General features: G+C 60.8%; 11 protein-coding genes and 4 tRNA genes. 8 read left to right on the forward strand and 7 right to left on the reverse strand.

Annotated elements, in window-relative coordinates; all coding sequences use genetic code 11:
• The 5 genes from tuf to EXQ56_13730 all read right to left on the reverse strand — a co-directional run.
• The coding region (gene tuf / locus EXQ56_13710) for an elongation factor Tu (protein ID MSO21485.1) at positions 1–143 on the reverse strand (143 nt) is incomplete at its 3' end.
• A 230-nt stretch (positions 144–373) separates the two neighbouring features.
• Positions 374–462, reverse strand: a tRNA-Tyr gene (locus EXQ56_13715).
• 414 nt (positions 463–876) lie between these two features.
• Positions 877–951, reverse strand: a tRNA-Gly gene (locus tag EXQ56_13720).
• A gap of 81 nt (positions 952–1,032) precedes the next feature.
• A tRNA-Thr gene (locus tag EXQ56_13725) sits at positions 1,033–1,108 on the reverse strand.
• A 71-nt stretch (positions 1,109–1,179) separates the two neighbouring features.
• Positions 1,180–1,255 (reverse strand) — tRNA-Thr (locus EXQ56_13730).
• Between the two features lie 230 nt (positions 1,256–1,485).
• On the opposite strand from EXQ56_13730, the gene EXQ56_13735 reads away from it, so the two are divergent.
• The 6 genes from EXQ56_13735 (at position 1,486) to EXQ56_13760 (ending at position 6,776) form a co-directional block, all read left to right on the forward strand.
• A complete protein-coding gene (locus tag EXQ56_13735; GenBank protein ID MSO21486.1) occupies positions 1,486–1,668 on the forward strand; it encodes a hypothetical protein in 183 nt (60 codons plus the stop codon).
• A gap of 21 nt (positions 1,669–1,689) precedes the next feature.
• A complete protein-coding gene (locus tag EXQ56_13740; protein ID MSO21487.1) occupies positions 1,690–2,613 on the forward strand; it encodes a sigma-70 family RNA polymerase sigma factor in 924 nt (307 codons plus the stop codon).
• Positions 2,610–2,933, forward strand: a complete 324-nt coding sequence (locus tag EXQ56_13745) for a hypothetical protein (GenBank protein ID MSO21488.1) — start codon at positions 2,610–2,612, stop codon at positions 2,931–2,933. Before EXQ56_13740 ends, EXQ56_13745 begins: the two co-directional genes overlap by 4 nt.
• A gap of 317 nt (positions 2,934–3,250) precedes the next feature.
• A complete protein-coding gene (locus tag EXQ56_13750; protein ID MSO21489.1) occupies positions 3,251–3,628 on the forward strand; it encodes a DUF4845 domain-containing protein in 378 nt (125 codons plus the stop codon).
• A gap of 58 nt (positions 3,629–3,686) precedes the next feature.
• On the forward strand, positions 3,687–6,266 hold the full coding sequence (locus tag EXQ56_13755; GenBank protein MSO21490.1) for a PBP1A family penicillin-binding protein: 2,580 nt from the start codon (positions 3,687–3,689) through the stop codon (positions 6,264–6,266).
• A 213-nt stretch (positions 6,267–6,479) separates the two neighbouring features.
• Complete coding sequence (locus tag EXQ56_13760; protein MSO21491.1) at positions 6,480–6,776, forward strand: hypothetical protein; 297 nt, start codon at positions 6,480–6,482, stop codon at positions 6,774–6,776.
• Here the strand turns inward: EXQ56_13760 and rsmB are convergent.
• Positions 6,773–8,263 (reverse strand): 16S rRNA (cytosine(967)-C(5))-methyltransferase RsmB, encoded by a 1,491-nt coding sequence (gene rsmB / locus EXQ56_13765; protein MSO21492.1) that lies wholly within the window; start codon positions 8,261–8,263, stop codon positions 6,773–6,775. The genes EXQ56_13760 and rsmB overlap by 4 nt on opposite strands.
• The gene (locus EXQ56_13770; GenBank protein MSO21493.1) at positions 8,264–9,082 is read right to left on the reverse strand and encodes a hypothetical protein; all 819 of its coding nucleotides are present in this window, start codon (positions 9,080–9,082) and stop codon (positions 8,264–8,266) included. It lies immediately after the preceding gene.
• A 456-nt stretch (positions 9,083–9,538) separates the two neighbouring features.
• Here EXQ56_13770 and EXQ56_13775 point away from each other — a divergent pair, with 456 nt between their 5' ends.
• Both EXQ56_13775 and EXQ56_13780 read left to right on the forward strand, forming a co-directional pair.
• The gene (locus EXQ56_13775) at positions 9,539–10,633 is read left to right on the forward strand and encodes a deoxyribonuclease IV (protein MSO21494.1); all 1,095 of its coding nucleotides are present in this window, start codon (positions 9,539–9,541) and stop codon (positions 10,631–10,633) included.
• 62 nt (positions 10,634–10,695) lie between these two features.
• Positions 10,696–13,167 carry a leucine--tRNA ligase gene (locus EXQ56_13780; protein MSO21495.1) on the forward strand — a complete coding sequence of 824 codons (2,472 nt, stop codon included), beginning with the start codon at positions 10,696–10,698 and terminating at the stop codon, positions 13,165–13,167.
• Positions 13,168–13,248 lie beyond the last annotated feature (81 nt).

A 13,248-nucleotide genomic window follows, 5' to 3' on the forward strand; every position in this document is an offset into this window, starting at 1 on the left:
AACGACCGAAACAGAATCTTCGGATCGTGCTTACTCAGCACCTTCGTGATCGCCGCCGTCAACGTCGTCTTCCCGTGATCAATGTGCCCAATCGTCCCGATATTTAAATGCGGTTTCGATCGGTCAAATTTCTCCTTCGCCATCGCTGCTGCTCCCGTACTTGGAATTGGTGAAGCACTTGCTGCAAGTTCGTTAAAGTCTCGTCAACGCCCCGTTAAATCAACAGACAGCAAATTGGGCCAAAAAATCCCCCCGAGCCGCCGAACTTACGTGGAGCCAAATCAGCGTCTCGCTATTAAGAACCGTGGGAACCCTTTGTGGGGAAACTCCGGCTTGCTGCTGGGCCATTTAATACTGGCAATACTTGCAATGCTGGTGGACAGGGGAGGATTCGAACCTCCGTAGCCCGCAAGGGGCGGCAGATTTACAGTCTGCTGCCATTAGCCGCTCGGCCACCTGTCCGAGTCGCGCGAACCGCCGGTTGCCTGCCGGGAATCAGCTTTTCCTCTTGAATGCGGAGAGCGTCAGGTGATGCCTGTCATTCTCCAGCTGCTTCCCTTTTCCTCAGAGGCAGGGCTGTAGTTGCGGTTCCGCGCCTAGCTTGTAAAAAAATCCTCCTACTAGTAAGTACACCCACGAAAGCGAGGACTGCCGTGGAAAAACTTTTGTTATCCGGGCGCCGAGACCACCCAACTCAAAACTTTTCGGATTTCAGAGAGCCTCACCAGACCCCGATGGATGCTACTCCAAACGCGAAGTCGCTTGACCCGCTCTCCGTGTTGCAAATTAAACTAATGCCGCAACCTTCTAACTATACACTAGAAAACTATTTCTGGCCACCGGCTAAATTAAAATAATGTGATGGGCTGTAAATTCTGGAGCGGGAGACGGGGATCGAACCCGCGACCAACAGCTTGGAAGGCTGTGACTCTACCACTGAGTTACTCCCGCCTCGCGCTTACCCTCAACGCCTCCAACACCTTTAAACAGGCCGCTTCTGCGCTCTAGCGTCCGCGACCCAACCCGCAATACTGGAGCCGTTGACCGGGATCGAACCGGTGACCTCGTCCTTACCAAGGACGTGCTCTACCAACTGAGCTACAACGGCCGTAATCCAATGTGGGCCGCAACCCAATGGGGGGCCGCAACCCGCACGGCCCACTGGCGCGCTCGAATCTCTGGAGCTGGCGGAGGGATTTGAACCCCCGACCCTCTGATTACAAATCAGATGCTCTACCAACTGAGCTACGCCAGCTAGTGGCAAACTTCAGATTATATCAGATTATTTTTTTTCCGCAACCGGGACCGCTCAATCCGACGACCTTCGCGGTTCCCGCAGCCTCCTCTTCCCCGCTGCGCCGCCGCCGAGTTGTGGTAGTCTCGACTCGTACGGTGCCCATTCCCCCCCTCGTTGTCAGAACAGTTGTTAGAACAGTTGTCAAAATAGTTGTTAAAGCATTACATTCTGACCAAGGAGCGCTTCCCATGACAACACGATTCCATCTGCACCGCCTGTTCCCGCTGGCCTCGCTGTTGCTGATCTCCACTCTGCCCTTCGCGTTGCGCGCGCCAGCGCAATCCAATGTCCCCGGGCAGATTCAGTTTGCCGGGAGCATTTTTACCACAGAGGTGCACAGAGGTATTACGTTCGCGCTCTACGCCGCGTAATCCGGTGGCAGTGCGCTGTGGATGGAGACGCAGAACGTCGCGGTTGATGGCGCAGGTGCGTACTCCGCGCTGCTGGGCGCGACGACGGCAGGCGGTATCCCGCAAGACATCTTCGCCTCGGGCGAAGCGCGCTGGCTGGAAGTCAGCGCCAACTCCACAGAAGACGGCGCTGACGGCGCGACGCTCGCGCAGCCGCGCGTGCTGCTAGTCAGCGTGCCCTACGCATTGAAGGCCGGTGACGCCGAGACGCTGGGCGTCCTCCGCGCCATGCCGCGCCTCGACAGGCGCGCTGGGCGGGGGATTTCTCTGCGTCCGCCGACCTATTTGTCAGTGCCCAAATTGATGCCAGCCAATTTGCCAATCAGTCCGCCTGAATCGAGCGTCCCGGCCCGGCCCTTCGCCTCCGACTTGGCGCTGGCGGCAGCCATTCTGGCGCGCGACCGCAAGGCCACGGCACGGCTGATCGAGCTGCACTCCGACGCGGTTCACCGCTATGTCTGGAAGCGACTGACGCCGCGCATCGAAATGGTGGACTACCTGGTGCAGGAAGTATTTCTGGCCGCATGGAGCGGCCTGGCCAGCTTTAATGGCACGGCCACACTGCGCAGCTGGCTCATCAGCATCGCGCGCCACAAGGTGGAGGATCACTACCGGCGCGCCTTGAACGGCCATTGGCAGACGCTGGACGCCGAGGGCGAAATCGAGATTCCCGCCGAGCCCGTGGATCTGCCCGGCCAGATGGATGCCCGGCGCATCTCCGAGCGGGCCGAGCAAACCCTGGCCGCGCTGCCCTATGAGTATGCGGTAGCCCTGCGCTGGCGCTATTGGGACGAGCGCTCGGCCCGCGAGATGGCCGAGGCCACCGGCCGTTCGGAGAAGGCCATCGAGCGTATGCTGGCGCGCGCCCGGGCTCGCTTCAAGACCCTGTGGGAGGAGACGGCATGAGCAACCAAGCGTTTTCAGATATGGCCATGCAGCGGATTCTGCGTGCGGATCAGGCGAGGTCGTCTGACACCGCGTCGTTTGCGGCGTCGGGCGAGTCGCCGGGCGGGGCACCGGGCGCATCCTCCCGCCTGAAGTCTCGCATCTACTCCCGTTTGATTGAACTGGAGCAACAACAGGGGCCGCTGCGAGTGCTGGCAGCCAGCAGAGCGGCTGGGGAAAAGCTTTGCATCTTTGAAGCCGGACTAGCCCTGCTGCCGGGTGAGCAATTGCAGTCGCGCTATATTATGCGCGACCCAATCGTACGGATCGAACTGAGGTAGTTTTAGATGGCAAGTCTGGACAGAGCGGATTGGAATGGCGACCGGGTAGTCCATTGCCAAGGTGGTATGCAAGGAACGGACGAAAATCCACTTTTCGTCAGGCCAAAGGCATGTTGGCGAAAATGAGACGTTTCCGAATGGCCCGATGCGTGGAGTTCTCGACAAGCCCAGGAACGGGTGATAGGATTGGCTTGGCGGATGATCTGAAATGATGACGAGGCCGAAACGGGTGCTATGGGGTTGACTGAACGCCCTAGCCGTCCAGTTCATCGCTCCCCGCTAGAGATTGTTGAATTCCAGGAGGGCTGAAGATAGCCATGCCAAAGCCAAACAAAGAACGAGGGTTCATCACCGTTACCGGCGTAATCATGATTTTCGTGTTGGTGGCGGTCATTTTTGCGGCCTTCCGGTTACTCCCCCCATACATTAACAACTACCAACTACAGGATAGCATCACCAATATCGCGCACACTTCGACGTATGATCGCTCGACTTCAGTGGATGTCCACAGAATGGTGATGGAGTCGGCGCGGGATATCGGCATTGCACTCCAGCCCAACCAGGTGTTCGCGGAGAAGGCGAATCCCAATGTGAACATTGACATCGATTATTCTGTTACTGTCGACTTGATTGTGAAACAGTTGGATCTGCACTTCACGCCATCGGCGGGGAATAAGATCATTACCGCTAAGTAGTTGGATATCAGCGGGTATCATTGAGCATCATTGAGCACCAGGCGAAGAACGTCCTGCCATGCGCGTTATTATTCAGGATGGAAAAAGGTGGGAAACGCTGGTCCGTCCATTTGGGCGGGTCATGGTGGCGACGCTGCTGCTCGCCGTGGTGGGCGGCGCGGGCATCTTCACCTTCTACTATGTCCGCTACTCCCGCCTGATCGACGAGCGACTCAGCCGTCCCGTCTTCCCCAACGTCTCACAAATCTATGCAGCGCCGGAGAAGCTTCGCGTGGGCGAGCGCATTACTCGCTATGAAGTGGCGGCACAGCTTCGGTTGGCAGGCTTCAGCGAATCGCAGGACGATACTGCGGATACTACCCAAATTAACTCGAAGCCCAAGGGCCGCTTTCGCCTAACGCGCCGTGGCATTCAAATTCATCCCGGCCCCGACTCGTATTTCTCCGCCGAGCCTGCCGAGCTGGAGTTCTCCGACGGCCGTCTCAGCAGCATCATCAGCGGCAAGGACCAGTTCGCGCGCCACGAATTACTGCTGGAGCCCATTCTCATCACCAACCTGTTCGACTCGAGCCGCGAGAAACGCCGGCTGGTGAAGTATCCGGACCTGCCGCAGAATCTTGTCAACGCCATGCTGTCCATTGAGGACCGGCGCTTCTTCGATCACATCGGCATCGACTTCCTGCGGCTGGCGAAAGCCATCTACGTGGACGTGTCCACGGGCAGCGCGCGGCAAGGCGCCAGCACCATCACGCAGCAACTGGCACGCAGCCTGTTTCTCACCCAGGACAAAACCATTCGCCGCAAGCTGGCCGAGGCGATGGTGGCGTTGCAACTGGAGAATCGCCTGAGCAAGGAAGAAATCTTCGAGCACTACTGCAACACGATCTACCTGGGCTATCGCGGCAGCTTCAGCATACTGGGGATGGGCGAGGCCGCGCAGGCCTATTTCCGCAAAGACGTCGCCGCCCTGACGCTGCCAGAAGCCGCCATGCTGGCTGGAATCATTCAGAGTCCCAACCGCTACTCCCCTTATCGCAATCCCGATCTGGTGCTGAACCGCCGCAAGACGGTGCTGGACGCCATGCTGGATACGGACGCCATCACGCAGCAGCAGCACGATGATGCCGTGGCCGCGCCGCTGGTGGTCAGTCCCAGCCATGAAGTCAGCGGCGAGGCGCCGCATTTCGTGGACATGGTCAAGCGGCGTCTGCTCGAGCGCTTTTCCGAAGAGGAACTGACTTCGCAAAGCTATCGGGTCTACACCACCTTGGACATGCGCTTGCAGACCGCCGCCTCCGAAGCGGTGCGCGCCGGCATGGAGGAGCTCGACAAGCGCCTCGCCGGATTGCGCAGACCGCGTAACGCCCAGGCGGAAGATCCAGCCGCCGCGCCGGTGCGGCCGGAAGTCGCGCTGGTCGCGCTGGATCGGCAGACCGGGGAGATCAAGGCGTTGATTGGCGGACGCAACTACGGCATCAGCCAGCTCAATCGCGCGCTGGCCTCGCGCCAGCCGGGGAGCATCTTCAAGCCCTTTGTCTACGCCGCCGCATTGACGGCCTACCAGAAAGGAACGTCCACGCAGCCCTGGACGCCGATGTCCACCGTGCTCGACGAACCGACCACTTTTGAGTTCGACAAAAAGCAGTATCAGCCGGCCAACTATGGCCGGGTCTACTATGGCGACGTAACGCTGCGCACCGCGCTGATGAAATCGTTGAACGTGTCCACGGTGAAGCTGGCCGAGAGCATCGGCTACGATACCGTGGTGGCGCTGGCGCGCCGAGCGGGAATTAACAATCGCATCAAACCAACGCCCTCTATCGCGCTGGGCGCCTACGAGATCACGCCGGTGGAGATCGCCGGAGCGTATACCATCTTCGCCAACCAGGGCATACGCCTCGATCCCTACTTCCTCAGCGTGGTGCGCAACAAGGATGGCGGGCTGCTGGACATCAATTACCCACGCAAGACGCCCGTGCTGGAACCCGCCGTCGCCTACGTGATGACCAACATGATGGAGGACGTGATCAATCACGGCACCGGCGCTCCGGTGCGCGCGCGCGGCTTCACCGCACCGGCGGCTGGCAAGACCGGTACCACGCAGGACGGCTGGTTCGCCGGCTACACGTCGAACTTAATCACGATTGTCTGGGTGGGATATGACGACAACCGCGAGCTGCGCCTCACCGGCGGCGCCGCCGCGCTGCCCATCTGGACCGAGTTCATGAAGCGCGCCATCGCGCTGCCGCTCTACAGCGACGTGCGCGAGATCGCTCCGCCCGACGCCGCGCCCGAGGGCGCCGTAGTGGTCTCCATCGACCCGGCCACGGGAGAGCTGGCCACACCCGCCTGCCCCGGCACCATCACCGAATTTTTCATCAAAGGCACCGAGCCGACGAAAGTTTGCCACCTGCACTACTCACCCGAGCAGGACCGAGTCGCCGCCGCGCCGCCCCCGCCCTCCGAATCACCAAGCACCCCCGCCGCGCCGGTCGCCGCGCTGCCCACCGCGCCTGCGCCCATCCCCGTGGCCGCCGCGCCGGAAACATCCGTAACCGTCCCCGTGAAACCGCAGCCCGCGAAGCCCGCCGAGCCGCCGAGGAAAAAAGGCTTCTGGGGCCGCATCTTTGGCGGTTAGGGGAGGCAGTTAGCCGCGCGCGGCACTGTCACGCGGCACTGTCGCGCGGCGAGAATTGCGCTCACCGTGGCTACTCATGCCTCCTAAACACCATTCCTGCAGGAGAAGCTGGGGTACAATTTACTGGTGTGGACGCGATTCTGCTGAGTGCGCCGGGGAATCTTCTTGGAAAAATCTTTTGTTCAACCCGGGACGGAGGCTGGGGCTGAGGCTGTGAAATCCGGCGAGCCATTGGCGGCGGAGCCAGCGCGGGCTACACCCTACATGCCCGCACAAGGCACGCCCGCACAGGCCATGCCTGCTTCGGGAAAGACCAAGGTCTGCGAGGCCTGTGGGAGCGAATTCCAGTGCTTCGCGGAAAGCGCCTGCCAGGGAAGCACGGAATGCTGGTGCGCGGCGGTGAAAACAACTCCCGGCATACTGGAGAGGCTGCGCGCCAGTTATCAGGATTGTTTGTGCGCGAACTGTCTCGACAAGGCTGCGCAGACGATCGAATCTGCTTCCCTTTAATCTTCCGTGCCGGAGCGCTGCAGGATGGTGGCGAAGAAGCCGTCGGTGGCGTTGCGCTCCGGGCTGGTCTCCAGATAGTTGGCGGCGAGCAGGTCTCTGACAGCGGGATCATTCGTATCCTTCATCGATTGCCCCAGACGCGCGGCTTCCTCGCTGATACGAATCAGGCGGAATTCCGGATGGCTGGCCAGGAAAGTATCAACCACGCCACGGTTTTCTTCCGGTTCAAACGAACAGGTGCTGTAGACCATTCTCCCGCCCGGCGAGAGTACGGCGGCGGCGCGATCCAACAACTTCAGTTGCAGCGCGGCCAGTTGCGGAATCGCCTCGGGCTGAAGCCGCCATTTGATCTCTGGATTGCGGCGCAGGGTGCCGGTGCCGCTGCATGGCGCGTCCACGAGGATGCGGTCAAACGCTGGAATGCCATCAAACGACGCGCCAAACGGTAGAGGTTGTGTGCCATCCAGCACCACTCGATGAATTTTCGCGGCTGGGTTTGGTCCGCCTGAAACCATCGCTGGAACCATCGAATGCCGCAGACGGTGGTGATGGAGATCGCCCGCGATGACGCGCCCGCCCGTGCTGTTCCCTGAGGCCCCGGCGTATCGCGCCAGCAGCGCGGTCTTATTGCCCGGTGCGGCGCACAGGTCCAGCACGCGCTGGCCGGGGCGCACATCGAGCAGCAGCGGAATTAACTGCGACGCCTGATCCTGAATGGCGATCTCACCGCGGCGGAACAGTCCGGTCGCGGTTACCTCTCCACCCAGAATGGTAATGCAGTCCTTCAGAATGGCGGAGGGCGTTGCATTCACGTTAGCCGCAATCAAATCTTCCAGGATTTTCCCCGCGCTATCCGCTTGGTTGCCGCGCACGTAGACCACTGGAGCTTGATTGCTGCTCTCGGCGCGCGTGGCTGCCTGCGCTATTCCCAGCCGCGCCGCCCAGCGCACCAGCAGCCAGTCCGGGTAGGCACACTCGATCGCCTTCCATTCGAGATCGCTGATTCCCACCGGGCGCAGATTGGCAAAACTGCTGCCATGCGCCAAGTTGCTCGCTTTGCGCAGCACGGCATTCACCAGTCCGGCGGCGGAAGTTTTCCCGGCCCGCTTGACCAGCTCCACCGATTCGCCGATGGCCGCGTGCGCCGGGACACGCGTGAGATTCATCAATTGATAGATGCCCAGCCGCAGCGCGATACGCACCTCGGCGTCGAACTTCAACCAGCTTCCCTGGGTGAATCGCTGGGCGATGAAATCGAGCTTCCTCTGCCAGCGCAGACTGCCCATCACCAGTTCGGTGCACAGCGCGGCGTCGCGCAATGAGAGATTGTGGGTAAGCTGCCCGCGCAATAATTCGGAGGCGAAGCTCGCTTGCTTCTCCACGCGCAGAAGTATTTCAAAGGCCGCCTGACGCGCCGGACTGGGTGGTTTCGGGCGGGAGGTTTTAGGTTTAGAAGCTTTGTTGAAAGGAGAGGATGGTGCAGACACTTAAGGCAGCCGGTCGCCGGGAGTAGCGCCGCCCGAATCGTCGTCGCCACCACCACCGCTGGGAGGAGGCGCGCCTTCATTCGATCCCGAGTCAGAGCCACTGACGCCACCGCCCGCGCCGCCACTGCTGCCCGGATTGCCCGATCCCGCCGCAGGTCCGCTTGCCGGACCGCCGGCAGTTGCAGTCCCGCGCTGGGATTTGATCTGAGCCAAGGTGTTGCCTACCGCGCGGACCACGCTGCCGACAATACTGCGCGGCACGGCGGGCTTGGCCGCCGCTAGCGGAATATCCGCGATGACCTCAATGCTTTCGCCGCCCTGCACCAGCACTTCCTGGCCGGGCATCAGACGATGGCGCACCGCAACGGCGCCTTCTTCCACGGAGACAATGGTACTTTCCGTGGGGCTGACTTCCACGTCAAAGGTGGTGCCGCGCACGGAGATGACCGCGGTCGGCGAAGTTACCCGAATGGACGGATCGTCCTTGGTCAGCTTCTGCACATGAAAACGAATCTTGCCCAGATAGAGGTCGATCATATCGCGCAAACTGAAGCGATTGGCGCGGAAGGCGAAGCGCGAGTTGGGAAAAATTTCCAGACGGCTCCCGTCGGGTAGGGCCAGCTCCGCGAAGCCGTCAGAGCCGGTAACCATTACTTGCCCAGCCTGAATCTCCTGTCCACCAGAGACCGCCCACATTTCACCGCCGCGCTCGATCGAGACTTTACCGGCGGCCGTGGCGATCTGCGCGGTATTCATCGCGAATTGAGCAAGCTGCGCGCTGGCCGCAGCGGAGAACAGCGTTAAGGCCAAAGCGATCATCGAGAAATGCAAGGGGAGGCGCAAGGCGACCCTGCGTGCCGAAACCACGAAGCAGGCACGGGCGCAAGCTCTGCCGAGTTGGGAGTGGCCAGTCACTTTAATTCTGCAAGTCCTCAAGTCAAACCATTGCTTCAGGAAGCAAACCACTGTTTCATGAAGTCAAACCATTGCTTCAGGGCCGGAGGATCCCAAAACCGGGATTCCCAACTCTCGATTAACAATCTAACAAACGCCGCCCGCAAAATCCACAGGGAAAATGGCGGATTATGTCCAACTTGTGTCAACTATTATGCACTAAACCTGAATAAACCTGAATGACCCACTACAGAGATCCGTAGATAAATGATGCAAATCGCGGTAAATCGTTGACCTGCTTTGGCATCGACGGTAAAATAAAAAGCTCCATTCCGCCATTGGCTCCGTGTAGGCGCCGACGGTAGATGACAGCCAACTCAGATGACTACAAACAACGACGGCAATAGCGGCAACAACGCCAATAATCGGGGCGACAACAAAAACAGGAGCGAGGGAGAGGGTTCGCCCACCTGGCGCGTGGGGGCGCATACCTCCATCGCCGGGTCGCTCGGTCATGCCGCCGAGCATGCTCACCAGATTGGCGGCAACTCGCTGCAGATATTTTCGAGCAGCCCGCGCATGTGGCGAGCGCGCAATTTTCCCGCCGATGAACTGGCGGCCTTCGCGCGCTTCCGCACGCAGTTCAATTTGTATCCTCTCGTCGTTCACTGCAATTACCTGATTAACATGGCCTCGCCTGACCCCATCCTGCGCGAACGCTCACGCGAAGCCTTTGTCGGCGAGATTCAGCGCGCCGAAGCCATGCGCGCCAACTTTCTGGTGCTGCATCCCGGCAGTTTCCGCGAAGGCTCGCCCGAGCAGGGTATCCGCGATGTTACCGCCGCCATTCGCGCCGCGGTACGGCAGGCACCGCCGCAGCATACCACCATCCTGATTGAGAATATGTGTGGACAGGGCAGCGTGCTGGGCGGAACGTTTCAACAACTGGGCGACATGCTGGCGCTGCTGGAAGGGCTGCCCGTGGCCTCCTGTGTGGACACGGCCCATTGCTACGGCGCGGGCATGGACCTGTCGAGCGAGGCCGGGTTGAACGCGATGGTCGATCAGGTGGAGCGAACCGTGGGTTGGGAAAACGTTCCGGTGCTCCACGCCAACGATTCGCGTGCGCGGCTGGGATCGCACCTGGACCGGCACGAGCACATCGGGCGCGGCGGCATCGGCAGCGAAGGGTTTCGTCGCATCGTGAATCATCCGGCGCTACGCGGGAAGGCCTTCATCCTGGAAACACCCATTGAAGAAGACGGCGACGATCGGCGCAATCTGGAGATGCTCCGCGCGCTCCGCGCGGATTCGTCTTCAAAACCGGGCGGCAAATCGGGAGGCAAGCCGGGCGCCAAGCCACGAACGCGCCCGGCGGTCAAATCGCGCAGCGCGGCTAGCGCGACAAGCTCCGCAAAGGCCTCCGCAAAGTCTAAAAGCGCTCCGCGATCAAAAGTTAGGAAGGCAGCCAAGTGAGTATAGAGCCAGGCCGTAATTCAACCGCGAGTGGTCCCGCCACGAGCGACGCGAACGGGCCTATCAGTTATGACCACGCTACGGTAGAAAAGAAGTGGCAACAGCAGTGGCTGGAGCGCACGGACTGGAAAGTCTCGGTCGAGAGCGGCAAGCCGAAATATTACGTTCTGGAGATGCTGCCATACCCCTCCGGACGCCTGCACATGGGGCATATCCGCAATTACTCCATCGGCGACGCGCTGGCCCGCTACAAGCGCATGAAGGGTTTCAACGTTCTGCATCCCATGGGCTGGGATTCCTACGGCCTGCCCGCCGAAAACGCCGCCATCAAAAATAAAGTTCATCCCCGTCAGTGGACGCGCGACAACATCTTTTACATGAAGGGCCAGATGCAGCGCTTCGGCTTCAGCTATGACTGGTCGAAGGAAATCTCCACCTGCGAGCCGGAGTACTATCGCTGGAATCAGTGGTTCTTCCTGAAGATGCTGGAGAAGGGCATCGCCTATCGCCGCAACTCCAAAGTGAACTGGTGTCCGGACTGCGCCACGGTGCTGGCCAATGAGCAGGTGGTGGACGGCTGCTGCTGGCGCCACGAAACCACGCCGGTGCTGATGAAGGAACTGGAACAGTGGTTCTACCGCGTATCGCAATACGCCGATGCGTTGCTGGAGGACATGGGCAAGCTCGAGAACTGGCCCGACCGCGTGCTGGCCATGCAGCGCAACTGGATCGGCAAATCGGTGGGCGCGCGCGTGGACTTCAAAGTGGCCGACCTCGGCGACACCATCACCGTCTTCACCACGCGCGTCGATACCATCTACGGAGCCAACGCGGTGATCATCGCCGCCGAGCATCCGCTGGTTGAAAAGCTGGTCGAGGGCGTTCCCGGCCAGGCCAGCACGTACGAAAAAATTAAAGTCATGCGCGCCAAGCGAGCTGCCGCAGGCGTCGGAGATACCGCCAAGGACGGCATCTTCCTGGGCCGCTTCGCCGTGAATCCCTACAACGGCGAGCAGGTGCCCATCTGGGTGGGCAACTTCGTACTGATGGAGTACGGCACCGGCGCGATCATGTCCGTGCCGGCGCACGATGAGCGCGATTTCGAGTTCGCGCAGAAATATCGCCTGCCCGTGAAAGTTGTGGTGCGGCCCGAGCGCGGCGTCGTCGAGGCGCTGGTGGGCCGCAAGGTGGAAGAGGCATTCACCGACGACGGCGTGCTGCTGAACTCCGGGGCGTTCAACGGACTGGGGTCGGTGGAAGCGCGCGCGAAGATGATCGCGCACGCCGTCGAGAAGGGCTTTGGCAAGGGCGAGACCAGCTATCGCATCAAGGACTGGGGCATCTCGCGACAGCGCTACTGGGGCACGCCCATCCCGGTGGTTTACTGCGCCAAGTGCGGCATGGTTCCCGTGCCGGAAGCGAAGCTGCCGGTGGTGCTCCCCGAGAATGTCCAGATCACCGGACAGGGACGGTCGCCGCTGTGCGAGGTTCCCGAGTTCCTGAACACGTCGTGCCCCAAGTGCGCCGGGCCTGCACAGCGCGAGACGGATACCATGGACACTTTCGTCGATTCGTCCTGGTACTTTTATCGCTACACCAATCCGGCCGAGACCTCCGCGCCGGTGGACACCAAGGCGGTGGATTACTGGTTCCCGATTGACCAATACATTGGCGGCATCGAGCACGCCATCCTGCACCTGATCTATTCGCGCTTCTACGCCAAGGTCATGCGCGATCTGGGGCTAACCAAGGCGGACGAGCCCGCCGCGCGTTTGTTCACGCAGGGCATGGTCATCAAGGACGGCGCCAAGATGTCCAAGTCCAAGGGCAACGTGGTGGACCCGGACGAGATGGTGGCGCGCTACGGTGCCGACACCACGCGCATGTACGTGCTCTTCGCCGCGCCGCCGGAGAAAGACCTCGAATGGAACGAGTCCGGCGTCGAGGGCATCTACCGCTTCGTCAGCCGCGTGTACCGCCTGGTGGCGAAATATGCTCCCGAGCTGAAAAATGTTTCCGCCGTCAAGGGCGCTCCGGTAACCGCGGAAGACCGCAAACTGCTGCGCAAGCTGCATCAGACCATCCGCCGCTTATCCAACGATTTCGAGGGCCGCTGGCATTTCAACACGGATATCTCCGCGCTGATGGAACTGGTCAACATGATCTACAGCATGGAGGATCAGATATCGCCCTCCACCATGCGCGAAACGCTGGAGGGACTGGCGCAGTTGCTCTCGCCGTTCGCGCCGTATCTGGCGCAGGAACTATGGACCGAGCTGGGACACGCTCTCGACCTGCTGCACGTGGCCTGGCCCGCTTACGACGAGGCGCTCGCGAAGGAAGAGGAGCGCGAAATTCCGGTGCAGGTGAACGGGCGTCTGCGCCGCAAGATACTGGTGCGCGACGACATCCCCCAGGAAGAGTTAGAGGAAGCCGCGCTGAACGATCCGCGCATCAAGGCGCTGCTGGCCGGGGCGAAGAGCGTGAAGGTCATCGTGGTCCCCAACAAGCTGGTCAACATCGTGATTTCGTAACTATATTAGAGCCCCGACCGATCAGAGCCCCGACCGCCAGGGAGGGGGCACGTTTGCCGGTTATCAATGATCGTTTAAGGT

It is taken from the genome of Acidobacteriota bacterium, from assembly GCA_009691245.1.
Classification (GTDB): Bacteria; Acidobacteriota; Terriglobia; order 2-12-FULL-54-10; family 2-12-FULL-54-10; genus SHUM01.